Origin of the sequence: Massiliimalia timonensis, from assembly GCF_900186585.1 — a bacterium.
Lineage (GTDB): Bacteria > Bacillota > Clostridia > Oscillospirales > Ruminococcaceae > Massiliimalia > Massiliimalia timonensis.
The window spans coordinates 759,630-783,642 of sequence record NZ_FYDD01000004.1 but is presented as its reverse complement, the minus strand read 5'-3'; the positions used below and the strand labels follow the sequence as shown (position 1 = coordinate 783,642).

At 49.1% G+C, this 24,013-nt stretch carries 24 protein-coding genes and 1 pseudogene; 3 read left to right on the top strand and 22 right to left on the bottom strand.

Annotation, left to right across the window (positions count from 1 at the left end):
• Positions 1 to 44 precede the first annotated feature (44 nt).
• The 4 genes from CIB36_RS11495 to CIB36_RS11480 all read right to left on the bottom strand — a co-directional run bounded on the left by CIB36_RS11495 (position 45) and on the right by CIB36_RS11480 (position 4,804).
• On the bottom strand, positions 45 to 590 hold the full coding sequence (locus tag CIB36_RS11495) for a stage V sporulation T C-terminal domain-containing protein (protein WP_093989673.1): 546 nt from the start codon (positions 588 to 590) through the stop codon (positions 45 to 47).
• 176 nt (positions 591 to 766) lie between these two features.
• Complete coding sequence (locus tag CIB36_RS11490; RefSeq protein WP_093989672.1) at positions 767 to 2,365, bottom strand: DUF975 family protein; 1,599 nt, start codon at positions 2,363 to 2,365, stop codon at positions 767 to 769.
• Positions 2,366 to 2,448: 83 nt separating this feature from the next.
• A complete protein-coding gene (locus CIB36_RS11485) occupies positions 2,449 to 3,390 on the bottom strand; it encodes a magnesium transporter CorA family protein (protein WP_093989671.1) in 942 nt (313 codons plus the stop codon).
• Between the two features lie 133 nt (positions 3,391 to 3,523).
• Complete coding sequence (locus CIB36_RS11480; RefSeq protein ID WP_093989670.1) at positions 3,524 to 4,804, bottom strand: S1C family serine protease; 1,281 nt, start codon at positions 4,802 to 4,804, stop codon at positions 3,524 to 3,526.
• A gap of 356 nt (positions 4,805 to 5,160) precedes the next feature.
• Here CIB36_RS11480 and CIB36_RS11475 point away from each other — a divergent pair, with 356 nt between their 5' ends.
• Positions 5,161 to 5,787, top strand: coding sequence for a cytidylate kinase-like family protein (locus tag CIB36_RS11475; protein WP_093989669.1), 627 nt, complete (start codon positions 5,161 to 5,163; stop codon positions 5,785 to 5,787).
• 30 nt (positions 5,788 to 5,817) lie between these two features.
• On the opposite strand, the gene CIB36_RS11470 is transcribed toward CIB36_RS11475, so the two are convergent.
• From CIB36_RS11470 to CIB36_RS11440, 7 genes are all read right to left on the bottom strand, one after another.
• Positions 5,818 to 6,168: a DUF1667 domain-containing protein gene (locus CIB36_RS11470; protein WP_093989668.1), complete on the bottom strand. Its 351-nt coding sequence runs from the start codon at positions 6,166 to 6,168 to the stop codon at positions 5,818 to 5,820.
• 22 nt (positions 6,169 to 6,190) lie between these two features.
• Entirely contained in the window at positions 6,191 to 7,441 is a 1,251-nt protein-coding gene (locus tag CIB36_RS11465) for an NAD(P)/FAD-dependent oxidoreductase (protein ID WP_093990024.1), read from the bottom strand.
• A gap of 22 nt (positions 7,442 to 7,463) precedes the next feature.
• Positions 7,464 to 8,930, bottom strand: a complete 1,467-nt coding sequence (locus tag CIB36_RS11460; RefSeq protein ID WP_093989667.1) for an NAD(P)/FAD-dependent oxidoreductase — start codon at positions 8,928 to 8,930, stop codon at positions 7,464 to 7,466.
• A 169-nt stretch (positions 8,931 to 9,099) separates the two neighbouring features.
• Positions 9,100 to 10,581 carry a glycerol kinase GlpK gene (gene glpK / locus CIB36_RS11455; RefSeq protein ID WP_093989666.1) on the bottom strand — a complete coding sequence of 494 codons (1,482 nt, stop codon included), beginning with the start codon at positions 10,579 to 10,581 and terminating at the stop codon, positions 9,100 to 9,102.
• Positions 10,582 to 10,619: 38 nt separating this feature from the next.
• A complete protein-coding gene (locus tag CIB36_RS11450) occupies positions 10,620 to 11,186 on the bottom strand; it encodes a glycerol-3-phosphate responsive antiterminator (protein ID WP_093989665.1) in 567 nt (188 codons plus the stop codon).
• 250 nt (positions 11,187 to 11,436) lie between these two features.
• Complete coding sequence (locus CIB36_RS11445) at positions 11,437 to 11,712, bottom strand: zinc-ribbon domain containing protein (RefSeq protein WP_093989664.1); 276 nt, start codon at positions 11,710 to 11,712, stop codon at positions 11,437 to 11,439.
• A 128-nt stretch (positions 11,713 to 11,840) separates the two neighbouring features.
• Positions 11,841 to 12,425, bottom strand: a complete 585-nt coding sequence (locus CIB36_RS11440) for a sigma-70 family RNA polymerase sigma factor (RefSeq protein ID WP_093989663.1) — start codon at positions 12,423 to 12,425, stop codon at positions 11,841 to 11,843.
• Positions 12,426 to 12,814: 389 nt separating this feature from the next.
• On the opposite strand from CIB36_RS11440, the gene CIB36_RS11435 reads away from it, so the two are divergent.
• Entirely contained in the window at positions 12,815 to 14,305 is a 1,491-nt protein-coding gene (locus tag CIB36_RS11435; protein ID WP_093989662.1) for an L-fucose/L-arabinose isomerase family protein, read from the top strand.
• A gap of 54 nt (positions 14,306 to 14,359) precedes the next feature.
• Here CIB36_RS11435 and CIB36_RS11430 read toward each other — a convergent pair whose 3' ends face one another.
• The 3 genes and pseudogenes from CIB36_RS11430 to CIB36_RS11420 all read right to left on the bottom strand — a co-directional run.
• Positions 14,360 to 15,097 (bottom strand): N-acetylmuramoyl-L-alanine amidase, encoded by a 738-nt coding sequence (locus CIB36_RS11430; RefSeq protein WP_093989661.1) that lies wholly within the window; start codon positions 15,095 to 15,097, stop codon positions 14,360 to 14,362.
• A gap of 99 nt (positions 15,098 to 15,196) precedes the next feature.
• On the bottom strand, positions 15,197 to 15,907 hold the full coding sequence (locus CIB36_RS13555; protein ID WP_229408242.1) for a hypothetical protein: 711 nt from the start codon (positions 15,905 to 15,907) through the stop codon (positions 15,197 to 15,199).
• Between the two features lie 88 nt (positions 15,908 to 15,995).
• Positions 15,996 to 16,847: pseudogene (locus CIB36_RS11420) on the bottom strand (nucleoside recognition domain-containing protein); the annotation flags it as partial.
• A gap of 143 nt (positions 16,848 to 16,990) precedes the next feature.
• On the opposite strand from CIB36_RS11420, the gene CIB36_RS11415 reads away from it, so the two are divergent.
• Positions 16,991 to 17,392 carry a helix-turn-helix domain-containing protein gene (locus CIB36_RS11415; protein ID WP_093989659.1) on the top strand — a complete coding sequence of 134 codons (402 nt, stop codon included), beginning with the start codon at positions 16,991 to 16,993 and terminating at the stop codon, positions 17,390 to 17,392.
• A gap of 40 nt (positions 17,393 to 17,432) precedes the next feature.
• On the opposite strand, the gene CIB36_RS11410 is transcribed toward CIB36_RS11415, so the two are convergent.
• Genes CIB36_RS11410 through CIB36_RS11375 form a run of 8 tightly spaced genes read right to left on the bottom strand, consistent with a single transcriptional unit; the run spans position 17,433 to position 24,006 of the window.
• Positions 17,433 to 18,563 carry a peptidoglycan recognition protein family protein gene (locus CIB36_RS11410; protein WP_093989658.1) on the bottom strand — a complete coding sequence of 377 codons (1,131 nt, stop codon included), beginning with the start codon at positions 18,561 to 18,563 and terminating at the stop codon, positions 17,433 to 17,435.
• Positions 18,564 to 18,566: 3 nt separating this feature from the next.
• Positions 18,567 to 18,827 carry a phage holin gene (locus CIB36_RS11405; protein WP_093988787.1) on the bottom strand — a complete coding sequence of 87 codons (261 nt, stop codon included), beginning with the start codon at positions 18,825 to 18,827 and terminating at the stop codon, positions 18,567 to 18,569.
• Between the two features lie 6 nt (positions 18,828 to 18,833).
• A complete protein-coding gene (locus CIB36_RS11400) occupies positions 18,834 to 19,223 on the bottom strand; it encodes a hypothetical protein (protein ID WP_187536923.1) in 390 nt (129 codons plus the stop codon).
• 2 nt (positions 19,224 to 19,225) lie between these two features.
• Positions 19,226 to 19,858, bottom strand: a complete 633-nt coding sequence (locus CIB36_RS11395; protein WP_093989657.1) for a DUF2977 domain-containing protein — start codon at positions 19,856 to 19,858, stop codon at positions 19,226 to 19,228.
• A gap of 13 nt (positions 19,859 to 19,871) precedes the next feature.
• Positions 19,872 to 21,458 carry a BppU family phage baseplate upper protein gene (locus CIB36_RS11390; RefSeq protein WP_158662678.1) on the bottom strand — a complete coding sequence of 529 codons (1,587 nt, stop codon included), beginning with the start codon at positions 21,456 to 21,458 and terminating at the stop codon, positions 19,872 to 19,874.
• Positions 21,459 to 21,518: 60 nt separating this feature from the next.
• Positions 21,519 to 21,926 carry a hypothetical protein gene (locus CIB36_RS13550; protein WP_229408241.1) on the bottom strand — a complete coding sequence of 136 codons (408 nt, stop codon included), beginning with the start codon at positions 21,924 to 21,926 and terminating at the stop codon, positions 21,519 to 21,521.
• A 60-nt stretch (positions 21,927 to 21,986) separates the two neighbouring features.
• A complete protein-coding gene (locus CIB36_RS11380) occupies positions 21,987 to 22,982 on the bottom strand; it encodes a N4-gp56 family major capsid protein (RefSeq protein WP_093990021.1) in 996 nt (331 codons plus the stop codon).
• A 40-nt stretch (positions 22,983 to 23,022) separates the two neighbouring features.
• Positions 23,023 to 24,006 carry a hypothetical protein gene (locus tag CIB36_RS11375; protein ID WP_093989655.1) on the bottom strand — a complete coding sequence of 328 codons (984 nt, stop codon included), beginning with the start codon at positions 24,004 to 24,006 and terminating at the stop codon, positions 23,023 to 23,025.
• Between the last annotated feature and the right edge of the window lie 7 nt (positions 24,007 to 24,013).

Here is a 24,013-nt window from a genome sequence, read left to right as displayed (position 1 = left end):
AAAGCAGCCGTGGAGCGCATGAATCTCCACGGCTGCCTTTTCTTTTATTCGTCCTCCAGTTGTTTTCCCAAAAAGATGGACGCGGCCTCAGCCAATTTTTCCAAAAGCTCGCTGCTTACCCCGTTCTTTCCATCGGATAAAAATAAGACCGCCCCGCAAACATCACTGTTAGCCAGGATCGGATAGCACACCAGCGTGTAGCGGTCCACCCCTTCGATCGCCAAGATCTTGTCCGAGGATTCCCCCCGGTAACTGATGACGCGGCGGGCATTCATACTGTCCTCGACCATCGGGGAAACCCGGCGCTCTAAAATTTCCTTTTTCGGGATCCCGGAAGCCGCGATGACATGATCCTTGTCACAGATCACTGCCGGCATCCCTCCCGCCTTATATAAAGCCTCTGCAAACTGAGAAGCGCTTTGTCCCATCTCTTCCACCGGGGAATATTTTTTGAAGATCACTTCCCCTTCTCCAGAAGTATAGATCTCCAGCGGCGTACCCTCCCGGATCCGCATCGTGCGGCGGATCTCCTTCGGGATCACTACCCTCCCCAAGTCGTCGATTCTCCTTACAATACCTGTTGCTTTCATGCTTTTTATTCCTCCATTTTATTTTATCTGACTATCAGTTTGTTCCTGTGTCGATAGTATTTGTAAATAAAATGGAAGTATACATTTTCCAACCGTCTTTTGGCTGATAATTTTTTGATTTTTATTAGGAGAAATTTCCCAAAAAAGGTACAGCCTTTAGCTGTACCTTTCTACATTTATAGTTCTCTGTTTACCTCTACTGTGACAGCCGCAGAAGCTTCATAATCCGTGATTCCCTTTCCGGTATGCGGATGAATGAACGTGTAGGCCTGATCCGCCACAAATCCTGTAATGAGGAGCACACATAAAAGCGTTTGTACTTTTATGGGAATTTTTTTGTAAAAATCATCTACGATCGGCGCAAAAATATAAGCAAACGCACACCCGCCCAAACCAAATACGATTAGACCTTCCAAACAGATCCTGCCGTGGAGATTGAACAGATATCCGGAATAATCCCACCATTTTGTTTTCCAGATCAGTTCCAGGCCAAGGCTTGTGAAATATTCTATTGTCCCGCAGATCAGCACTGTCAGAAAAAAGGTCAGCACAGGCTTATGCAAAACCCGTTTGAGTAAAATCAGCACCAGCAGCCCGCCTGTTCCATAGATCGGCAGCCAAGGCCCATGAAATACCCCACGGTTTACAAAGCCAAAGCCATTAATCAAATGAAGGATCACTTCCCAAATCCAGCCCACGATCGAAAAGGTAAAAAAGAGGAGGATCATGGAACGGATGCTGTAGTTGCGCTGGTACTCAATACGGATCCATTGTTTTTTCTCAGCTTCCGGGATCGGATAATATTCGACCGGATATTCTTCAAACGTTTCTTCTGTTTCTGAAAGGGAAGGCTGTTTGACAAGATACGCATCATTTAAAAGCTCATGATATGGGATCTTCTGTTCTACTGCCTGTGCGCGCAGCACCCGGTACAACTCTGCCTCTGCCGCTGTTTTATAAGGGTTCATAAAAAAGATCTTTAAAATTCCCAGCGTCAGCAGGTCCAGACACCACCAGCCAAGAAAGGTCACATCTAATAAAAAGGCTCGCCACTTATTTCCGTACATCATTCTGCGGGAGAGGGCAAAAGCTTCTTTTCTTCCGATCAAAGGATTCTCCGCCAAAATATAGGGCACCATTTTATAGGAATAGCGCTTGATCCAGCCGCCGACCAGAGTGAAATCCCACAAGAAAATATAAAGCGCCCGGAAAAACATCACCCGGTCTACGTTCCAAAACTTACGGATCCGGAAAAGATACAAAATCCGGGCGATCGGTGTTTTGGGGTAGGTATACCCCTCCAGAAAAAAGCGGCACTGGCCTACCACTAAAGCGTTTTCAATAAACAGCCACCATGCGATCACAAGCAGAATCCCAATGACGATCACAACACTTGCCATGATCCGGTCATGGAACAAGGTCTGATTGATCGCGTTTAAAATCCCGAACAGCAAAGACCCCGATTGAGTCACACTGTTAAAGATCCCCGCCAACACCCCTTCCGTGCCATATTGTTTGCCCGCATCGGGCTGATTTTGAACGCCTATCTGCTGCAAAAAATCATTGACCACCTCGGAATTGGACTGCCCCGGATGGCTCTTCATGATGACATCCTCTGCAATTTCACGGGCCGAATCGTAACTGAACAGCCCGCTTAACGTCCCGGCATAGATACCGGTCATCACTGCCATGATAAAGCAGACCGCAATAATACGCCAATACTGCTGTTTTAATAATTTCCTTGCCTGACGCTTTAAGCCACGGATCTGCCACATAAACTGTCCTCCTAATTTTTAACATGCTTTTATTATTGTATCATAGGAAAGCGGCAGCTTTCAACAATTTTTTTCATAGTTCTTCAAAACAGCTTCTTTTTCTTGAAAAACCACAAGCAGACGAACAGCACGGCCACGCTCACCACAATAACTGCCAAATATCCATATTTCCAGCCGAATTCCGGCATCTGAAAGTTCATGCCATACCACGCGGCAATTAAGCTGAGCGGAAGAAAAATTGTAGTCACTACAGTAAACAGCTTCATAATGTTGTTTAAATTATAATCTAATGCGGACTGGTAGGTTTCCCGCAAATGCTCTAATTCCTCTTTCATACTCTGGGTATGGCCGCTTAAACGCTGGATCCTGCTGACTGCAATATTCAAATAACGAAAATTTTCACTTTCTGAAAAGAGATTGTTTTCATTTTCCGCCAAGCTTTCCCCTAATTCGACCAACCCCTCGTAATAACTTTGCTGTAAAGTCAACCTGCTCTTCATGCGGAAGAGCCTCCGGTTAATCTCCGGGTCAGGATGGTCCGATAAGATCCGTTCTTCCATTGCGGTCACCTGTTGTTCCCCATGCTCCAGACTCTCGCTGCCGCCGTCTACCAAATGAAGCAGAAAGCTGCCGATCACCCTTTCTATGGTCATACGGCGTCCCAAATTTTCAAGGATGCGGACCAGCACCCCATAACTCTGTTGCTCTGTATCGCTGATATTGACGAACAAGCACAAATTTTTTTGCAGGAATAAGGCTACCCTCCGCTGGGTAGCACGCATATTTTGAAGGTCCGGCATCCACAGCAGTACGAAACTGAAGGTGTCGTATACTTCCAAATTGCTGCGGGAACGGCTTTGAGCCTCCCGGCATGTCGCCAACAATTCCTTTGGAAAGCCAAATGTGGAATATTCCTGTTCCAGCTCCTTTAAGGTGACATATCCTACCGTAACATTTTCCCGTGAGCAATCTTTTGCCTGTTCCCTCCGCTCTAGGCGATCATTTTCCACCTCATAAAACACCATATTCTAAATTCCTCCTTCTCATGCGTTTCCTGTGCTTATTATATCATAAAATCCGATTGGAAACAGAAAAAATACACCGCAGTGAAAGATCACAGCGGTGTATCTCTAAAAGGAGGCCCCTATCTAAGGGAGATTATTGTTCGGTTGTCTTTTGCGGGGTGTATTCTGTAAAGGTCACGGTCACAGTTACTTCTTTGCCGTCCCGCAGTACCTTGATCTTCATCTTATCCCCGACCGAATAGTCTGCCATCATTTCCTTGATCTGGCTGGAAGAGGTGATTTTCGTACCGTCGATCTCTTCCACTAAGTCGCCAGTCAATAATCCTGCTTTGTCCGCATCAGACCCGTCATTGACCTGGTAAACATAAGTGCCCAGATCGTTGACCCGGTAACGCATAGCGGTAGTCTGGTCCTGAATATCAATAAAAGAGACCCCTAATTTGATTCGCCCGGTCACATAGCCTTTTTGGATCAGATCCTCGATCACAGGTTTTGCTGTATTGACAGGGATCGCAAATCCCAGCCCCTCAATGCCAGAGGCAGAGGTTTTTGCATTGACGATCCCGATCAGTTCCCCTTTCCCATTGAACAAACCGCCGCCGGAGTTGCCGGGGTTGATCGCCGCAGAGGTCTGGAGCAGGGTCATGGGCTGGTTTTCCACGGTGATCTCACGGTCTAATGCGCTGATGATCCCTTCTGTTACCGTGCCGCCCAATTCACCAAGCGGATTCCCGATTGCGACCGCCAGATCGCCGACGCTCAGTTTGTCGGAGTCACCTAACGTTGCAGTCTGCAAATCAGTTGCTTCTATTTTCAAAACTGCCAAGTCGCTGGTAGCGTCGGCGCCTATCAGCTTCGCATCATAGCTTTCACCATTTTTCAGGGTCACTGTGATCTTACTAGCCCCGTCGATCACGTGGTTATTGGTGACGATGTAGCCGTCCGAGGTAAGGATCACGCCACTCCCTGCACCGGAAGCGGTGTACTGTTCCATGAACGGGGAGGTCTCCATGACCTCGGTGGTGATTTCTACTACCGTGTTTTCGGCCGCCGCTGCAACTGAGGCAATATCGTTGTCACCTTTATTCGCAGCGTTTGCGCTGGTGTTATCTACCGACTGGGTCAACACCGACGGGGAGGTTTTTCCGCCGGTCAGCTGGTTCGCCAGCAGGCTTCCGCCAAACCCGCAGCCTGTAGCCACGATCATTCCTGCTAAAATAATCGCCACGATCTTTGCAGATCTATGAGATTTTTTCTTTGCCGAAACAGGCTCCTGCACCATCTGGATCGGCGGTGCCGGATCCACCCAAGTCTGTACGCCCGGCTGGTTTGCCGGCGGCGCAGGCGGATTGTTTTGAAACACATCGTTGTTGTTTTGATTCCAGTTGTTGTTTCCATCATACTGCTGATACATACTTCTCTCTCCTCTATCCGGCAGATACAGGTGTCTTTCAGGCGGCTGCCGGTGATACACGCCTTCAAACCTTATCTCTTTTTGATTACAGTTATATCATACATACTCCCGGTGATAAGAATTTGATAACCAGGTAAACAGATCTTGAATAATTGTGAAAGGTTTGTGAAAGGCGGACGGTAAAAATCCATACACAAATTTTAGATTTGTGGTATAATAATATTGAATAGATTATTTAACATCACAAAAATGGCAGGCTTGTCAAGTCATAAAAATGAAAGAATTTGTATTTTTAGCATTTCCTGAAAGATAAAATTTATGCCCCCAAAGGGCATAGAATAAAGGGGGTCTTATCCATGTCAATCCAAACAATCATCACCATTTCCCGTCAGTTTGGAAGTGGAGGCCATGAAATTGGACAGCTTCTGTCCAAACAGTTAGACATCCCGTTTTACGACAAAAAGCTGATCGAACTCGCCTCCAAAACCAGCGGCATCCAGCAAGCTTACTTTGAGAACGCCGAGGAGCACCCGCCTTCCAGTTTCCTGTATTCGTTATCTCTCGCCGCCAGTGCCGCCAACCCGTTTTTGGGAAATTCTGACTTTACTTTGTCAGAACAGATTTTTAAAGCGCAGGCACAAGCGATCCGGGACGCCGCGGCACAGGGCGCATGCGTGATCGTGGGCCGGTGCGCCGACTATATTTTAGAAAACACACCCTACTGCCTGCACGTTTATATCCATTCCGGGTTAGAGGAACGGGTAAAACGGATCTCTTCCCGCTTTGAAGCCGACGAAAAAACCGCGAAAGAGATGATCCAGAAGGTTGATAAAAAGCGGAAAAGCTATTACCAGTTTTATGTGGACGACCGCTGGGGCAATGCCGACCGGTACGACCTGTGTTTAAACAGCGGAACGCTGGGCATCGAGCGATGTGTCAAGCTTATCATCAACGCGGTGACAAATAGCATAAAAAAGGGCTGAACTTTTTGTTCAGCCCTTTTTAGTTTCCTGTTACATATCACGGGTAGCAATAACGTCTACCCCCGTTCCCATGACGTCCGCCAGCACAACGTCCCCCATTTTTACCGGAGCTTTTACAGTGACCTGATTGATTTTTGCCATGCAGTCAAAAATCAGTTCTTTCGGCACATCGGTCCGTGTTTTTACCGGAAGCCGCGGACAGCGCCCGCCCTCCAGCTTTACTGTTGTTGTAATCACCCTACGCGGTGCGGTCATCTCGTTAATGCCATAAGCCTCGCCCCGTTTGCAGGTGTTCCCGCTTACCTGATAAGAGCCGTCTTTTTCTTCCACAGTCAGGCGGCAGCCCTGCGGGCAGACGATACAGATCAGTTCTTTTTTCATGTTTAGTCCGTCCTTTCCGCTTTTAGCAGTTTACGCTGAGCGTCACAGTTTCGTGGCCCTTCAGCAGATCTTTTTTCAGGTTGATCTTTTCCATTTCGGCCGGCAGCAAATGCGCCTTTTTCCGGCTCAGCAAAACGGTTCCGTCTTCGGCGGTCAAGGTGATCGTACCGCCCTTGATGACCCGGTTCACACGGAAAAACACATCGGTCGTTTCCTCGCCGGCTTGCAGGTCGATCTGCTGCGGAACGGTATAGCTGACGCAATCCCCCTGCTTGACAGCAGTCGTTTCCCCGCTGTGCTGATACTGTTCCAGCACATAACGCGCCGCGAATTTCCCGGCCTTCATGCTCTCCGCGGTCACAAAGTCCACCAGATCGTGCACATGCAGCACGTTGCCGCACGCAAACACCCCCTCCACAGAGGTCTGCATATCGTCGTACACCACAGCGCCGTTGCTGCGTGGGTCAATTTGGATCCCGGCCGATTTTGTCAGTTCATTTTCAGGAATCAGCCCTACAGAAAGGAGCAGGGTGTCGCAGTCAAATTTCATTTCCGTTCCCGGAATTGGTGTCCGGTTTTCATCTACCTCACTGACCGTGATCTCTTCCAGCCGGCCCTGCCCTTTGATATTTGTCACCGTGTGGGACAGGTAAAGCGGGATGTCATAGTCGTTTAAGCACTGCACGATATTCCGGTTCAGCCCGTTGGAATAGGGCATAATTTCTACCACAGCCAGCACCTTGGCGCCCTCTAAGGTCATGCGGCGCGCCATGATAAGGCCTATATCGCCGGAGCCTAAGATCACGACCCGTTTCCCTACCATGTATCCTTCCATGTTCAGGTAACGCTGCGCGGTCCCTGCAGTGAACACGCCGGCCGGCCGGTCTCCCGGAATGGCGATCGCGCCGCGGGTCCTTTCCCGGCAACCCATCGACAATACAATGGCCTTTGCCCCGATCGTCAAGTACCCTTTCTGGGAATTGACCGCGTAAATCTGCTTTTGCGGGGTGATCCCCAGCACCATCGTCTGGGTCATTACCTCAACAGTGGTACCCTTTACCATATCTTCAAACCGCTGGGCATACTCCGGTCCGGTCAGTTCCTCTTTAAAATAGTGCAGACCAAAACCGTTGTGGATACATTGGTTTAAAATCCCGCCGGTGACATCGTCCCGTTCAATGATCAGGATATTTTTTACCCCGTTTTCATAAGCGCTGTATGCCGCGGCAAGCCCCGCCGGGCCACCGCCGATCACTACCAAATCATAAGTCAACATCGTTTCCCGTATCCTTTCCTCAAACTGAAGCTTTATCCTGCCCTTTCGGGGTCTGACCGATCAAAATATTGGAACCCGCTTTATCCTTGCGGATTTCTTCCGGTTTTAACCCGGTTTCCCGGCAGATGATGTCCAGCACTCTCGGCGAACAGAACCCGCCCTGGCATCGACCCATTCCGGCATTGCAGCGCCGTTTGACGCCGTCAACGGTACGCGCGCCGATTGGAGCGTGAATCGCCGCCACGATCTCCCCTTCTGTAATGGTTTCACACCGGCAAATAACTCTTCCGTAACGCGGATCCTTTTCAATGATCCGCTGTTTTCCCGCTTCGTCCAGTTCACGGAAACGAACTATCTGCCGCGTCTTAACATAATCGTCCTTTTCTTTCAATGGAAGCCCCGCTTCTCCCATCATGGAAACGACATCCACTGCGATCGCCGGGGAAGAAGTCAGTCCCGGGGACTTAATGTTGGCGATATTGATAAAACGGTCGGTTTCCGGCACTGTACCCACGATAAATTCGTCTACGGTTCCCTGCGCCCGCACTCCTGCGAAGTTGCGGATGGATTCCCGGTAATTGATCTTGTTACAGGTGCGCGCCGCCGTGTTGCGAACAAAAGCAAGCTGCTGTGCCGTGGTGGAAACATCCTCGGCATTATCAACGTCTACCGCATCCGGCCCCACGATCAAATTGCCGTGCGCCGTTGGGGAAACCAAGACCCCTTTCCCCACCTTGGAGGGACACTGGAAGATAACCCGCTCCACCAAAGCGCCCTGAGTTTTATCCAGCAGGTAATACTGTCCCTTGTTGGGAACGATATGGAAATTTGGCTTTGATATGTAGCTACAGACCTCCTCGGAATGGACGCCCGCCGCGTTCACCACAAATTTTGTCTCCAGCACCTCGGTCCCCTGGTTTGTTTTGACTGTGACCTCAAAATGGTCCCCGCAGAGCGAGATCCCTGTTACTTCTGTTTCCAGCCTTACTTCCACGCCGTTTTGCACCGCCACCTCCATCTGCGCGATGGCAAGCTCCCACGGGCTGATGACCCCGGCGGATTTGGCGTACAAGGCCCCTTTGATGTCCGGGTTGATGTTAGGCTCCAGCCGGCGCACCTCCTGCGCGTCAATGACCGATAGATCCGGCACCCCATTTTCCAGCCCCCGCTGATACAGCGCCTGCACGGTCTTCATGTCCTCATCGTCAAAGGCCACAACCAGCGAGCCGTTTTGACGGTACGGAATATCCAGATCCTTGGCAAGCTGCCGGATCATGGCATTCCCTTTCACGTTGTACTTTGCCATCAAAGTTCCCGGCTTGGGGTCGTATCCCGCATGCACGATCCCACTGTTTGCTTTGGAAGTCCCGTTGGCCACGTCCGTATCCTTTTCCAGACAGACGATCTGCAGATCCCGGTACTTGGACAATTCCCTTGCCACCGCGGCGCCGCAGACGCCGGTGCCGATAATTGCTACATCAATCATGATCCATTCTCCTTTATCACATCAAACCCATTTTGGACAGAAAAAAAGAGTAAAACGAAACAAGCCTCTTAGAAAAAGGCCGGTCTTCGTCTTACTCTTTACTCTCTTGAACGAATTTTTATTCAATTCTATTTTCTATTATATGCGCTTTTTTTCCGCTTGTCAAAGCCTATTTAAACTGCTTGGTGCACTCCACCGCGACCTTCCATTTCGAGGTCAGGCGCTCTACCTCCGCCGCGTCCATCTGCGGTTGGTAGGTCATGCCAAGATGCCAGCTTTCCTTTACGTCGTCCAAATCCTTCCAAAAGCCTACGGCCAAGCCGGCAAGGAACGCCGCGCCCACCGCCGTGGTTTCGCTGACGATCGGGCGGTACAGCGGGATCCCCAAAATATCAGACTGGAACTGCATCAGCAAATGGTCGGCCGAAGCCCCTCCATCTACCTTTAAGGATTTCACTTCGATCCCGGTATCGGCGATCATGGCGTCGATGACGTCTTTGGTCTGGTAAGCAATGGATTCCTCTGCCGCACGGATAATGTGGTTGCGGTTCGTGCCCCGGGTCAGGCCAAAAATGGTGCCGCGCGCATACATATCCCAGTGCGGCGCACCCATTCCGGTAAAGGCCGGCACAATGTAAACGCCGCCGTTGTCTTTCACTTTCGAGGCAAAATATTCGGTGTCACGGGAATCACTGATCAGCCGCAGGCCGTCGCGCAGCCACTGGATCACTGCCCCGCCGACAAATACGCTTCCCTCCACGGCATAAGAAACCCGGTTGCCCACGCTCGCCGCAATGGTCGTCAGCAGTCCCTTTTCGCTCAAAACAGGCTTATCCCCAATATTCATCAGGGTAAAGCAGCCTGTGCCGTATGTATTTTTGGCGTCGCCCTTTTCAAAGCACGCCTGACCAAACAGCGCGGCCTGCTGATCCCCTGCAATCCCGCAGATCGGCACCTCTACCCCTTGGATATTCACCGTGCCGTAAACCTCGCTGCTGCTTTTTACCTCCGGCAGCATGGATACCGGGATCTCCAATTCCTCCAATATTTTCTGGTCCCAGCAAAGGTTGTTGATGTCAAACAGCATGGTACGGGAAGCATTGGTATAATCGGTGACATGCACCTTTCCCTCTGTCATCTTCCAGATCAGCCAGGTATCTACCGTTCCAAACAATAGTTCCCCTCTTTCCGCTTTTTCTCTGGCACCTTCCACATGGTCTAAAATCCATTTGATCTTTGTTCCGGAAAAGTAAGCATCAATCAAAAGCCCAGTGCTGTTCCGAATATAATCAGTCAGCCCTCTTGCCTTTAAGTCCTCGCAAATTTCCGAGGTGCGGCGGCACTGCCACACAATGGCGTTATAGATCGGGTTTCCGGTTTCCTTATCCCAAACGATCGCCGTTTCCCTCTGGTTCGTGATCCCGATCCCGGCGATCTCCTCCGGTTTGATGTCTCCCATCAGCAACGTTTCGGTCAGCACGCCGTACTGGGAGACATAAATATCCATCGGGCGCTGTTCCACCCAGCCGGATTTTGGAAAAATCTGCGGAAACTCCTTCTGCGACAGGGAAATGATATTTAAATCCCGGTCAAACACGATACACCGGGAGCTTGTTGTTCCCTGATCCAATGCCACAATATATTTTTTCATCTGAAAATCCTCCCTCAGAATCAAATTCCTGTTTTGCATCAACTTTTCCAGATACTGCTCAGTGTCGTGGATACCGCTGTAGCGCCAGCGCCCAGTGCGCTGATGACATCGTCCTTGTCGGTGATCAGCCCGCCGGCGATCAGCGGGACATTGATCTCATTTGCCAGTTTCCGGATCACTTTGGGCATCACCCCGGGCAGCACCTCTACAAAGTCCGCCAATCCTAGGGAAATATGCTTTTGGATGTTTTCAAACGCCCTGGAATCCAGCACAAAAAAGCGCTGAATGGTAATCAGCCCTGCCTCTTTGGAGGCCTTGATCATGGTCGGCTTGGTGGAGATGATCCCATCCGCATGGGTGTTCTGTTTCAGAAACTGCACAGCGACCGGCTTGCTTTCCAGCCCCTCGATCAGATCCACATGGACGATCGCGATCTTGCCCCCAGCTTTGATCCGGGAAACGATCCCGGAGATCGTGCAAATATCCCCATACAGCACAAAAACCACCGGACACTCCGAACAGATCGCCAGTTCCAGTTCCTCTTCGTTTTTTACCGCCGCAATGATGGGCATTTCCTCCAGCTGGGCAATCATCTGCTTGGTCATTCGCCGTTCTCCTATTCCTTAGATAAATAAAAAAAGGCAACGCAACAACACACATAAAGTGTTGTGCATCGCTCTGTTACTCCTGCATACTTTACGTTAGTAGTATAGCAAACTTTTAGCCGTCTTGCAATCCACATAATTCATAAGAATTTTCGCCGGTTCTATCTGTTTTACCTAAAAATTTCGTGATTTTTTTGACAAATCTCAAGAGAAAAGCCGCCCACTTTTGTGGACGGCTTTTGAATATTTTTTATTCTTCTCTCATTTTTGCAAAGCATTCGCTGCAATAAACCGGACGGTCTTCTCTTGGTTTGAAAGGAACTTTCGCTTCCCCGCCGCAGGATGCGCAGGTAGCTACAAACATTTCTCTCTGAGCCTTGTTGTTGTTTTTACGGGCCATACGGCAGTCTTTACATCTCTGAGGTTCGTTTTCAAATCCTCTTTCCGCATAAAATTCCTGTTCGCCTGCTGTAAAAACAAATTCGTTTCCACATTCTTTACACACTAATGTTTTGTCTTCGTACATGATAATAACCTCGCTTAGCCTTCATGGCCTTAAAATATTTTTTGCCCGTTAACGGACTTAAACCGTCACCTTTGATTTTGCACAACGCTCTTTTTAAGCTATCAGGGCAGATGCTTGCAGCAAGCACATTACTTTGAGAATACCGTTTTAAGCTTTCTGCGAACACGTTGTAGTGCATTATCAACAGACTTCTGCGAGGCGCCAAACTGCGTGGAAATCTGTGCATAACTATTTCCGTCGAGATAAGAAAACAGTACATTCTTTTCAAATTCCGAAAGGTTTACTTCGATCTTTCCAAGCATCACATGATACCCTTCCTGATCAATGTAAAGGTCCTCGGGATTTTCCTGAACAGCGATTTCTTTTGCTTCATCAATTGAAACCGCATCCGAAAGCAATCTTGCTTTTTTAGTATTCCTATGCTGAAGAGAACGGAGCACGGAATTTTCCACACAGCGGCTTGCAAAGGTGGAAAAACGGGTCTCCTTGTCCGGGTCATACAATTTTACCGCATTCAGAAGCGCCATCAGCGCCTCCTGCTTTACGTCTTCCCGTTCTGCGCCACTGCAATGAAACTGCGTCAGCTTCGCATCGATCAAATCCAGGTACCGGGAAATCAGCTCCACAAAGCTGGTATTGTCCCCCTGATGATACGCACGAACCAGTTCCTCATCACTGATGGCATGACCGTTCTTTTTCGGACGAAAAGCCATAGACACTACTCCAACATTGAATTTATACCTATCATATCTTACTTTTCACATATTGTCAAGCAGTTTTAAATAATATTTTTACTTTTTTGTATAGTTATTACAAATTTCGCCTTTTCCATTTTATTTTTGACAGAACCAGCAGTTTTCCTGCGGCATTTTATTCCGTGCTGCTGTTATCATTTTCGTGCAGGAGCACGGAAACTATACAAAATATCCATAAAAATCTTTCTTATCCGTACATTTAATTAAGCTTATTATACAAATCAGAAAGATCTTTTTGTGAAAAGTATCGGTTTTTTAAAAAAATCTTTATGGAATTTCTTCAATAGACATCCTTTCCATTTCATGTTATCATAAGTTTATACTAAAATAATTAGGAGGAACGGAACATGTTTCAGAATAATGTACCTGATGTAAAACTTGGCATTGTGGCAGTCAGCCGCGACTGTTTCCCAAGAGAATTGTCTGAAAGCCGCAGAAAAGCGGTTGTGGCAACCTATCAAGAACGCGGCAAAAGCATCCACGAATGTCCAGTTATTGTAGAAAATGAATGCGACGCGGTAAACGCAGCAGCCGATTTGGCTGCAAACGATGTAAACGCTTTGGTGGTTTACCTTGGCAACTTCGGCCCGGAAACCCCGGAAACCATTCTGGCGCAGAAATTTGGCGGACCGGTCATGTACATAGCGGCGGCAGAGGAAACCCAGGAAAACCTGATCGACGGGCGCGGCGACGCTTACTGCGGTATGCTCAATGCAAGCTATAATCTAGGGATCCGCAACATCAAGGCTTATATCCCGGAATATCCGGTTGGGACGGCAAGCGATGTCTGCGATATGATGGACGACTTTATTCCGGTCGCACGCACCATTTTGGGCTTAAGCAACCTGAAGATCATCGCATTTGGCCCTCGTCCAAATGATTTCCTCGCCTGCAACGCACCGATCAAAAAATTATTTGATCTAGGCGTTGAAGTAGAAGAAAACTCTGAACTGGACCTGCTGGTTGCCGTGAAAGAGCATGAAAACGACCCGAGGATCCCTGACGTCGTAGCAGACATGGAAAAAGAACTGGGCGCCGGCAACAAAATGCCGACCCTGCTTCCAAAACTGGCTCAGTTTGAACTGACCTTACTGGATTGGGCCGAAGCGCATAAAGGCTCCAGAAAATACGTGGCCTTTGCCAACAAATGCTGGCCTGCTTTCCAGACACAGTTTGGGTTCTGCCCATGCTATGTTAACAGCCGTTTGACCGGCCGCGGCATCCCGGTATCCTGTGAAGTTGACATTTACGGCGCACTGAGCGAATACATCGGCCTGTGTGCTTCCGGCGACATTGTTACCCTGCTGGACATCAACAACTCCGTTCCGGCCGATATGTATCTGGAATCCATCAAGGATAAATACAACTACAACCATAAGGATACTTTTATGGGCTTCCACTGCGGGAATACCAATGCAGGAAAGCTTGCTGAATATGAAATGAAATACCAGCTCATCCAGCACCGTTGCCTGGAGCCGGACAAAGAACCGGACGTCAGCCGCGGAACACTGGAAGGTGCGATCCAGCCGGGTCCGATCACTTTCTTCCGCTTGCAGGGCACCGCAGAAGGCGGGCTGAAATCCTACGTTGCGGAAGGGGAAGTTTTACCGGTCAATCCTCGTTCCTTCGGCGGGATCGGGGTATTCGCAATCCCGGAAATGGGCCGTTTCTACCGCCACGTCCTGATCGCTAAGAGATACCCGCACCACGGTGCAGTTGCTTTCGGGCACTTTGGAAAAGCGATCTTTGACATCATGAAGTATTTAGGGGTGGAAGACGTCGCCTTCAATCAGCCAAAAGGTATGATGTACCCAACAGAAAATCCTTTTGAAAAATAAAATAACTTCTCTAAAAAAAGCGGCTTTGCGTCAGTGCAAAGCCGCTTTTTTGCTTTATAAAGTAATGTACCTGCTGTTTGCGTACCCAACAACACCGCTGCTGTCGATCACATACCAGTCTTCCCAGGTCCCATAAACTGTGACCCGGTATCCGCGGCCTACCTGCCCGATAATCGGTGCTGTAATAGAAGGCTTACTGCGGATATTTAAGCTTGTTCTCTGCGTTGTTACGACCCCTACCACAGGCTGCTGTGGTAGAATAAACGGAATCCCGAAGTATTCGGTCAAGGACTGTACCACATTGGCGGCGATCGCCTGAATATTGTTGACGATCCAGTCCATATCCTCCTGATTGTCATGGTAGGCGAACTCTATCAAAACTGCCGGAGCCCTGGTCTTTGTCACCTCTCCCAGATAGTTTGTTGTCAATGCACGCACCTTTTCCGGATACGGATAGATCTTTTTCAAGTTGTTGGCAATGATTTCCGCCGCCCGTTTCCCGTTCCGGCTTCCGGCCGCATAGTATACCTCGCTGCCCCTGTTTTGTCCCGCACTGGATTCTGGGGAGGCATTGGAATGCAGCGCAAGATGAAGGTCATACCGCCCGGCATTAGAAGCCCTGATCGAAGAAGCGGCAGTCATATTCGGCGTGTTGCGGGTATACTGGATCCCGCAAGACCGCAGATATGGAACCATGGCGTCTGCGATCAAATTCATGTAATATTCTTCGGTGCCCCCATTCAGGTACAGGTTCCATTCCTGTGTGGAAGGGCTTAAGTAAATAATCGGCATAGCGTTTCTCCTCAAACAATGTTTTCTATATTTTATGCGGGGAAGCGAAAAAAAGAGCCTTTCCATATGGAAAGGCTCTCGATTTTTTCAAAGATTATGTTAAAGATAATAGCTTCCGGACATAATCAGCACTCCAAGAATACTATTGATCAGCGTAGCAACTAAAAATAAAATGCTCAGCACAAGCCCGGCAACCGCCAATCCTCTTTTGGAGGATTTTATCCCCATTCCGCCCATGATCATACCAATGATACAAACCGGATAGCCAAACAGCGGTATGACCCATGCGATAATCCCTACCAGTCCTAAGACCAGAGATGCTACCGCCTGGCCCTTTGGATCACGGGCCGGCATCTGCGGCATTGACTGGTATGGCTGTATCGGTGGGACAGGCTGTCCCTGCCAAGCCATTGGCGGCACAGCAGAAGTATTGTTATTTACCGGCGGCTGCACCATCTGCGGCCGGCTCATCCCTATCGGCTGCATCAACAATCGAATCAAAGCGTCGACCCGGGTCCTTAAATGCGCTTTTACTGCGAAAAACAGCGCGCCGTCAATCCCAAATTCCCCACAGTAAACGCCCGGCAGGATCGCAAACTTCATCCAAGCCTCTAAATGCACTTGGCCATTCCCATATTCCACTTTCATAAACTGTGGACCAGTAAACCAGCCGTTCCCCTTTTTCCAGACCTGCTCCCCCTTATACTCGGTCAGCTGGAAACCTTCTTTCGCAAAGAAATCCTGTGTCACCGACCATACAAATTCTTCGGAGCGGTTGATCATAAAATTTGTTACAAAACGTTGTCCCATGATGTCTCCCCCTTTTCTTCCACTTTAACGGAAAAAATTGGTCCTGTCAAGATAAAAAGCTTGCTGTCTTAACAGACAGCAAGCTTTTTTAAGCAAGCCCAAAGAGACGGGCCGTCGTCGCAACAATAAAACAGATTGCCAGCCCTAAACAAGTAGGAACAAGAAAAGAGACCAGCGTCCATTTCGTGCTCTGCGATTCCTTACGAATCGTCAGACAGGTGGTAGAGCAGGGCCAATGCATCAGACAGAATAGCATTGTACAAACTGCCGTCAGCCACGTCCAGCCGTTTTCTACCAATAGATTTTTTAGTTCTCCCAAATTGGACATATCAGTCAGACTCCCGCTTGCCAGATAGGTCATAATCATGATCGGTACCACAATCTCATTTGCCGGGAATCCCAAAATAAAGGCAAGCAATATCACGCCATCCAGCCCAAATAAACGGGCAAACGGATCCAAAAAATCGGAGCAATGGGTCAGAAGAGTAGCGTCCCCTATCGTGATATTCGCCATCAGCCAGATAATAAGGCCTGCCGGCGCCGCAACAGAAACTGCTCTTCCCAACACGAACAACGTCCGGTCAAAGACAGAACGGACCAACACCTTCCCGATCTGTGGACAACGATACGGCGGAAGTTCCAGTGTAAAGGAAGAAGGGATCCCCTTTAAGATCGTGGAGGAAAGTACTCGCGACACCAAAAAGGTCAATATGATTCCCAGCAGGATGACCCCTGTTAAGATCAGTGTGGAAAGGAAACTGTTCCACGGGCTGGCCGCTACCCCAACAAAAAACATAGTGATCAGCGAAACCAACGTAGGAAACCTTCCGTTGCAAGGAACCAGGGAGTTAGTAATCATTGCAATCAGCCGTTCCCGCGGCGAATCAATGATCCTACAGCCCACGATTCCTGCTGCATTACAACCAAATCCCATACAAATTATATATACATTTTTGTAATCACATTAGAATCCTTATACTCAACAACTATTACTTTATTACGCATAATATAACTATGGTAATAAATACTTGTTGAAATAAGGTAAAAAATGGAATATTCTGTAGAAGCAGAGGAGAATGGGAAATGATGAAGAAAAGAAAACCAAATCCAAATGAAATCGACCCAAAGATGAAGAATTTAGGGAAACTGATCCGCGGGTGTCGGCTTTATAAAGATATGACGATCGAGCAACTGGCCTATCAGTCTGACGTCAGTGTGTCTTATATGTGGCAGATCGAAACAGGAAGAAATAATATCAGCTACTGCACACTTTGGCGGATCGCGGATTCTCTTGGTGTCCCAAGCGGACAGCTTTTATATGGCGCAGGGAATCCATTGACTTTCCAGGAATGCCCGTTTAAACACATGCTGGTTCCATGCCAGCAGTGCCAAAAGGAAGATTTTTTTGAGTGCTGTATCTCGACCGGCTCCAAGTATGCCAAGGACATGCTGATCTGCGTCAATACCCTTTTAGAAAACCAATAAAAAACGCCGCTGGGGTTATTCCTCAGCGGCATTACTTTTGCTATCTCTCTTTAATTTGAATCTGGATCCTGTCAATGGCTTTCCCGTTCAGATTGCCCGCATAACCGTCAGACCCATTGGCGGTGCTGGTATCTTCAATCCAGTGCAGATACCCGGAACGCCCCACTTCGGACACCCGGTAATATGCCTGCTGGTACGGGCGCACATCGTCCGGTGTGTAGAAGTAAACCTGAACGCCGTCGATCGGGTGGCCTTTCCCATTCCCGGCATAACCATTTTTAAAGTCGTTTTTGTTGTATCCAGTGATCCAGTTCAGCCAGCGGTTTTCTTTTGCCAAGTGTACCCGGTATTTGATCTTGCCCTTGTCCACTTTTACCATCAGGGCTGTGATCGGCTGGTTGTCATTCCCCGCGTAGTCCTCGAGGTTCTTTACCTCCGGCAGCCATCTTCCGTTTGCTTGTACGCAGTAGATCACGTTGATCTTGGTGCTTTTGGGGGCTGTAGAATACACTTCCTTCCCGTTTTCGTCAAATACGGTATATCCCTTGTTTTTGTCCGCCATGGCTTTCGCGTTGTCTAACTTTTCAAACGCCCCTAGCTGGGAAGAAGCTTCCTTCCACGACTTCCTCACCCGGTACAAGGGCTTGTCCGCGCCTAGGCGCTTGTTGACCTCCTCCGCGATGTACGGAAACTTCCCTTGCAGGTACGGCCCCGGGCAGGTGGTAGCAGCAAACATATTGTGCCGGGTCAGGTTCCCTTTGCTGTCCCCGGTGTAGGTCAGCCTATCAATCCCATTTCTCTGGCAGATGTCCACACATAAATCAATGAGTTTGGCTAAAGCCTTGTCCGATACATGCCAATCTGTATCCGCCCCGCCGTCGTTCGCCACCTCGATCGTAACAGCTTTATAATCATTTTCCCGGCTGGAAGAAGCCCAAGAACGGTCCTTTTCCTCTACATACATTCCTACCCTGCCATTTGAATCAATGCCGTAATTGGCGCTTGCTTCCCTTGTCTGGAACACGTTCCCGCAGCTTTCTACGGAAAGGTTTCCCGCCATATGATGAATTGTAATCTTTGTGATTTTCCCTGTCGGGTTATAGGTTGAATTTTTTCTCGGGTTTTTGTTGGGGGAAATTTTGGTGTATGATACTAATTTGCTGTTGCTCATCGCTTAACCCTCCTTTGGTTCCTCATAAGACAAAGCCTGCGTGCTGTCAGACACGCCTTTTGTGGTTGGGTCGGTTACTACCCCTAGGACAGACAACACCGCAAATAACGCGTTTACAACGGCTAACAGCTTGTTTCCCAGTTCCCCTAAATCCAGCGTGTACCCAAACACCGCCGCTATTACCTGAACCAGTAATAATACGGCCGGGATCAGCGACAGCCAAAACGTCTTATTTTTCAGCCTTACTCTCCAGTTAATGCTCATATGTATCTACTTCCTTTCTCTTGCGGACTGTTCCTTTTCCTCCAAATACGCTTTTGCATAGGTTGAAAGCCCTACCTCTTCGTTTTTCAAGTCCAGTTCTTTCACCTCTTCCCACATCGCGGTGCCGAACCCGTTTCCTCCCAACGCATGGTAGGCGTCATAGATCTCCCGAAAGGACCGGCGCTGATTGTAAGTCACAAATCCCTGAAGCTTGTACTCAGTATGCAACCGTTGGAGCATGTAAAACAAGATCAGCCTTGTCCCCTGTGAGTTCGCGTCCCGTTTTTTGTTTTCTATCTGTTTTTCCCGTTTCTGCTCCTTTAACAGCCACACCGCATATCCCATTACGGCGGTCAGCATGATCCCGAAAGCGGACAATATCAAATCTGTTGCCAATGCTATTCCTCGCTTTTCCACCCCTGCGGGTATTCTTTTGGGGAGAAGTTCGTATCCTGTACGCACTCATACAAAAATCCCTCATACCAGGCGTATTCCCCGGTATGGTACATATCATGCGCCCCCTGCACGGGCACGAACGGCCGGGCCGTTTTTTTCGTCTTCCCGTGCAATGGCCTCCAGAAAGTAAACCATGCTGGATTATCCGGCTTGATGTCCGGGTACACCGCATTATCATGCGCCTGGAAGCATTCCCAGGTCTGGTCGTACCAGTTGCGGATCTCCCCAACCTCATATTTCCCCGGCGCCCAGACTTCATACAAGCCCGAAACAGTCAGTTTTGTATTATCGTCTTTGATTTCCATGGTTGGTAACATCGCTTTCACCATGACAATCATAGATTCCTGTTCGCTAGGGATATATTCAGACTGGGAGGCCTCTCCCTGTTCCTTCTCAGCCAGATAAGCTGCATATTTTTCCTCATCTAATATGGCCTTCCCGCCCTCATATTTGTAATACCCGATTTTCTCCGGCTCCAGTTCTTCCAAAAAGCTGCCCGGTACCTCTATCCCGTCCGGGAATCCGCCTACCGTCGCATACCCGGTGATGTATCCGTCTGTTACTTGTATCTGCATTGTGGTCCCCCTTTTATACTACGCCGTAAATAGCGGCTACTGATAATTCAGTAGTATTTGTTCCGTCATTTCTTTGTGCAGTACACTCAATAAAATTAAAGGTGTTCGATGTATCACTGTCACTTTGAGCATTGAAATAATAATGGGTCATAGTTGGTGTTGCCGTGGAATAGCCGCCTATTCCCCTTAACCATGTATTATAGTTGCACGCTACAATAAGCGTACCAATAGAACTGCCGCTACTTCTGGCTTTTGTAGCCAATAGCAATATCCGATATCGGTTAGCGTTTGGAATTGTAATTTTTCCGCTAGACCAAGTTCCCTCCCATAATACTTTATTCATTCCCAAATGATTTCTTTGCGTTGCTTGGGTAGAAGAATCCGAGGATTCGATGAAAACGCTTTCCCATTCGCCCCATGTACCGCTGTCATTCCTATTTCTGATCCAAAGTTTACTTTCCGCAACCGCAATCTGGCTGATCCAGTTCCCGGACTGGTTATGTGTCACAATCAGTTTAAAGCCACCGTCGTTTCTTGGGGAATGAACCAGGGTTTCTGATGTGCCTTTTGTCGGGGAACGATAGGTTCCCGCCGCCGTATAGTTATTTAGGTCTGAACTTTTGGGAATCTCTTCCGAAACTCCTAGGTTACAGTGCTCCATACTGTTCGCGCTGGGCACTTCCTCCAAAGAAAGCTTGCCATTTCCAGCCAAAGTGGCTAAACCTGTCTTTTCCACCAGTTTCCCGTTCCCGTCTAAGGTGGCAAGACCGTTGGGTTTGCCTTTGGTTGCCTGAAACGCCCTTGCCTGCGCAATCCCGTTTTCCGCTTCAGATACGCCTGCTTCCAAGCTTTCCACCTGTGTTTGAAGCTGGGCAAGGTCAACGTCTTTTAACCGGTCGTACTGTTCTTTTGCATAATCGCCCTGTTCCTTTGCATACCCGCCTTGGGCTTTCGCGTAGTCGCCCTGCTCCTTTGCGTAGGCTGCCCCGGCTTGGGACTCTGCCTGTAACGCCTCAAATTCTGCGGCGCGTTCCTCCTCCGCGGCAGCTCTTGCGGCCTCCGCCCCAGCGCGGGAGCCCTCCGCCTCCTGCCGGGCTGTTTCCTCCTGCTGTCTTTGCTGTTCGCCTAACATCCGTTCTGCTTCGGCTTTTTTTCGCGCCTCCTCTTCGCTTTCCCATTGTTTCATCGAACCCAGCATTTCAACCAAAGCGGAAAATTCATCGCTCCCCTCAATGGCGTCTTCATCCATAATGGATTCTCGGACCTCTAATTTCAGCCCTGTCACCTTCAGTACCATATCGGAGTCCTCAGAAATCCACAGCTCGCATTCTACTAGGCCCCGGCGCTCCAGCGCCTTTGCGGTAATTGGGAAAGAAAGCTTCCCGTTTTTTGCGTCCTCCAAAACACAATTTGAAAAAATCCGGCTCCCGTTTGGGGTCAGCATATAAACGCGTACCTCTTTGCCGGTTAAATCCACGGCGTTTCCTTGTTCTTTTAACTGGACATGAACGGTGCGCGCCGCCGCTTCTCCACGTACAGAAAATAAATGTAGCGCATGATTGTCGTCCCACAATTCCATGCTTACTTCATAGCTCGTCAAATAAGCACCTCCCATATAAAAATGGGGGGATATACTTCCCGCACATCCCCCAATCTCTTGTTACTGGTATTTTTTGCTTTCCCGTTCATATTCCCGTTCTTTGGATTCAATAAACGCCGCGGTCGCTTCGTCCTGTTGAACCGAATGGTCCAGTACCTCTTTTACATATCGCGGCACCTGTACCTCTACCCCGCGTTTAATTTGAAACGTTCTTCCGTTTACCGCAACAAAAACATCGTCCTTGTAGTTTTTATTGTCCTTAAACAGTTTCACGGTTACCGGCTCCTGTAATTCCTTTTCCCGTTTTTGGATCTCTTTGGAAACTGTTTTGGCGGCTGGAGCCGTTTCACCCGCTTTACGGACAATTTCCTGCGCCTTTTTTTCTGCCTCAAGCAGCATGGCGTCAATCTGTTTTTGCACCTCTTCCATAGAAATGGGAGCCGGCGCCAGCTCTGTTTCTTTTGCCATTGATCTTCCTCCTAATAAACTGGGCAGGCAACGGGGCAGCCGCCGCCTGCCTCAAACATCTTAGTTTGCGCCGCTGTTAAAGCTGGAAGCAGTTTCAATGCGTACCATATAGTTTTCCACCAAACGTTCTGCGGTTTTGGTGGATTTCCAGCCTACAGAAGCACGCTGGTTCAACGGGTCGGCAGTCCCGGCCGAGCCAAGCTGCTTGACAATGTGTTCCAGCCCGCCGCCGGTCACTTCGGTAACGCCGTATGCGTTGGCGCCCAGCACCAGGGTGGAGTAAACGTCAACGCTGTCCGAACCGGCTTTTGCAAAAATTTTTGCCTCGGTCGTTTCCACAAACCGCACCTTGTCGATCTTTCCGATCTCCCCTTCAAATTTTTCTTCCGGGGTGGTGTATTTGTGCCAATCTTTCCATTCCGGATCTTCGGTCAAATCATAGGCCACATCCGGGTGGATAATCGCCACATAATAGCCGTCGATCGGCTTGGCAAGCTGGGTCTTCAAAAACCGCGCCGCACGCTTAATGCAGTCTACCGTCATTTTGTTGTCGGCGGTCAGGTTTGCACGCGCAGTGACAGATCCATCCGCGTACTGCACACTGGTGCCGCCGTTTAGCACCTCGCGGGTCACTGTATCCAGGGTGCGCCCCGCCTGGTCGCCTAACAATTCGGTGGCTTGTACCATGTTGTTGTCAATCGCTGTCAAAAGCAGCATGTCCGGCAGCTGAATCCAACCGCCGTACTGCGCGACAGTTGCGGTCACGGTGGAAACGTTCAGCGCCTGACCGTCCGGGGTCACCCCTTCTGTCAATGGAGTGGTTGCTTTGGGCAGCGGAGAATATTTCCGAAACTCAATGGTTTTCCCTCCATTTTTCGGGATCGGGTGTTTCTGGCCAAACTGGTCATGCACCAGGTTTGGGATCGCGTTGTCAATTAAAACATCGCTGTAAAAGGTTTTCATCTCTGCGGTCAGGTTGTTGCCTTCGCCAGAGCTTGTTGTGGTGTTTGCAGCTGTTGCAAATAACTGTAAATTTAATGGGATTTCCCAGATCATTTTTTTCAAAAAATTTCCTCCTTTTTCTGTTTCCGAGCGATTAAAACGAGATTTTTTCCCCGCGGTTTACCCGCCGGATAATCTCCCGCCGGTCGGCGGCGGTCAATTTGCTCACATCGTTTTTCACAATCGTCCCAGCCTGAGAGGAAATGCCGTTTTCGCATGGGCGCCTGCCGCGGGATTGAATGTTGTTGACAACCTGCCTGCTTACTTTTTGTGCGGTAACAGCCATTGCTCCGCCCAAAATCTCATCCATATGCGCCGCTTCAAAGGCTGCTTTCACATCCACCCCTGCGCGCAGAAGCTTGGTAAAATTCGGGTTCTCGCATTCTGTGGAAAAATCAAAATTCGGATAAATCTCCCGCACCTGTTCCGCCTGCGCCATCCACTGGGAATAGGTTTTTTCCGCGTTGCGCCTGGTTTGCAGTTCTTCCTGCGCCTGCCTTAACTGCGCGTTTTCCCGTTCAATCTGGCGGATATGCTTTAGCTGTTCCACGGTAACGCCCTGTTCCATCGCTTCGTCTTCAAAATAGCTGTCGTCCTCTTCAATCGCCTGAACAAGCGCGTCTATGTTCCCGTCAGACACCCCGTATTTTGTCCCTAACAGCTCTAAAACTGGCTGTAGCTGTTCTACGGTATGCTCCAAAGCCTTGTGGTCTTTAAAGCGCTTGTCAAAGGTTTGCTGAAACTTTTCCTGAAACAGGTCCTTGTATTCCCCCTGGATCAGCTTTTCAAATTCGGCTTTCCGTTCCTCCAAGGTGTTGGACGTTGTTTTTGTGGTAGTACCATCGGCGGCATGGTGTTGTGGCTCTTGCGCTGGCCCAGCTTCGGAAGCTGCCGGCTGTTTTCCGTATTGGACATTCGCAAGAGGGTTCGCCCGTTTTCCTTTCCGGGTGTAGGAAGTCTCCTCCCCGCCGCCCGGCTGCGCGCTTCCCGCTTCCCCTGTCGCCGGCGTGCCAGCCGGTGCTGCAGCGCCGTCAAACAGCGTTAAGCAAAGCGGGTACGCTGTGTTTGTGTGTTTCATAAGGTTC

Bases quoted from the DNA above. Each gene is read 5' to 3' on its own strand.
- CIB36_RS11495 (WP_093989673.1), bottom strand. From the start codon at position 590: ATGAAAGCAACAGGTATTGTAAGGAGAATCGACGACTTGGGGAGGGTA.
- CIB36_RS11490 (WP_093989672.1), bottom strand. From the start codon at position 2,365: ATGTGGCAGATCCGTGGCTTAAAGCGTCAGGCAAGGAAATTATTAAAA.
- CIB36_RS11485 (WP_093989671.1), bottom strand. From the start codon at position 3,390: ATGGTGTTTTATGAGGTGGAAAATGATCGCCTAGAGCGGAGGGAACAG.
- CIB36_RS11480 (WP_093989670.1), bottom strand. From the start codon at position 4,804: ATGTATCAGCAGTATGATGGAAACAACAACTGGAATCAAAACAACAAC.
- CIB36_RS11475 (WP_093989669.1), top strand. From the start codon at position 5,161: ATGTCAATCCAAACAATCATCACCATTTCCCGTCAGTTTGGAAGTGGA.
- CIB36_RS11470 (WP_093989668.1), bottom strand. From the start codon at position 6,168: ATGAAAAAAGAACTGATCTGTATCGTCTGCCCGCAGGGCTGCCGCCTG.
- CIB36_RS11460 (WP_093989667.1), bottom strand. From the start codon at position 8,930: ATGATTGATGTAGCAATTATCGGCACCGGCGTCTGCGGCGCCGCGGTG.
- glpK (WP_093989666.1), bottom strand. From the start codon at position 10,581: ATGAAAAAATATATTGTGGCATTGGATCAGGGAACAACAAGCTCCCGG.
- CIB36_RS11450 (WP_093989665.1), bottom strand. From the start codon at position 11,186: ATGACCAAGCAGATGATTGCCCAGCTGGAGGAAATGCCCATCATTGCG.
- CIB36_RS11445 (WP_093989664.1), bottom strand. From the start codon at position 11,712: ATGTACGAAGACAAAACATTAGTGTGTAAAGAATGTGGAAACGAATTT.
- CIB36_RS11440 (WP_093989663.1), bottom strand. From the start codon at position 12,425: ATGGCTTTTCGTCCGAAAAAGAACGGTCATGCCATCAGTGATGAGGAA.
- CIB36_RS11435 (WP_093989662.1), top strand. From the start codon at position 12,815: ATGTTTCAGAATAATGTACCTGATGTAAAACTTGGCATTGTGGCAGTC.
- CIB36_RS11430 (WP_093989661.1), bottom strand. From the start codon at position 15,097: ATGCCGATTATTTACTTAAGCCCTTCCACACAGGAATGGAACCTGTAC.
- CIB36_RS13555 (WP_229408242.1), bottom strand. From the start codon at position 15,907: ATGGGACAACGTTTTGTAACAAATTTTATGATCAACCGCTCCGAAGAA.
- CIB36_RS11415 (WP_093989659.1), top strand. From the start codon at position 16,991: ATGATGAAGAAAAGAAAACCAAATCCAAATGAAATCGACCCAAAGATG.
- CIB36_RS11410 (WP_093989658.1), bottom strand. From the start codon at position 18,563: ATGAGCAACAGCAAATTAGTATCATACACCAAAATTTCCCCCAACAAA.
- CIB36_RS11405 (WP_093988787.1), bottom strand. From the start codon at position 18,827: ATGAGCATTAACTGGAGAGTAAGGCTGAAAAATAAGACGTTTTGGCTG.
- CIB36_RS11395 (WP_093989657.1), bottom strand. From the start codon at position 19,858: ATGCAGATACAAGTAACAGACGGATACATCACCGGGTATGCGACGGTA.
- CIB36_RS13550 (WP_229408241.1), bottom strand. From the start codon at position 21,926: ATGGCAAAAGAAACAGAGCTGGCGCCGGCTCCCATTTCTATGGAAGAG.
- CIB36_RS11380 (WP_093990021.1), bottom strand. From the start codon at position 22,982: ATGATCTGGGAAATCCCATTAAATTTACAGTTATTTGCAACAGCTGCA.
- CIB36_RS11375 (WP_093989655.1), bottom strand. From the start codon at position 24,006: ATGAAACACACAAACACAGCGTACCCGCTTTGCTTAACGCTGTTTGAC.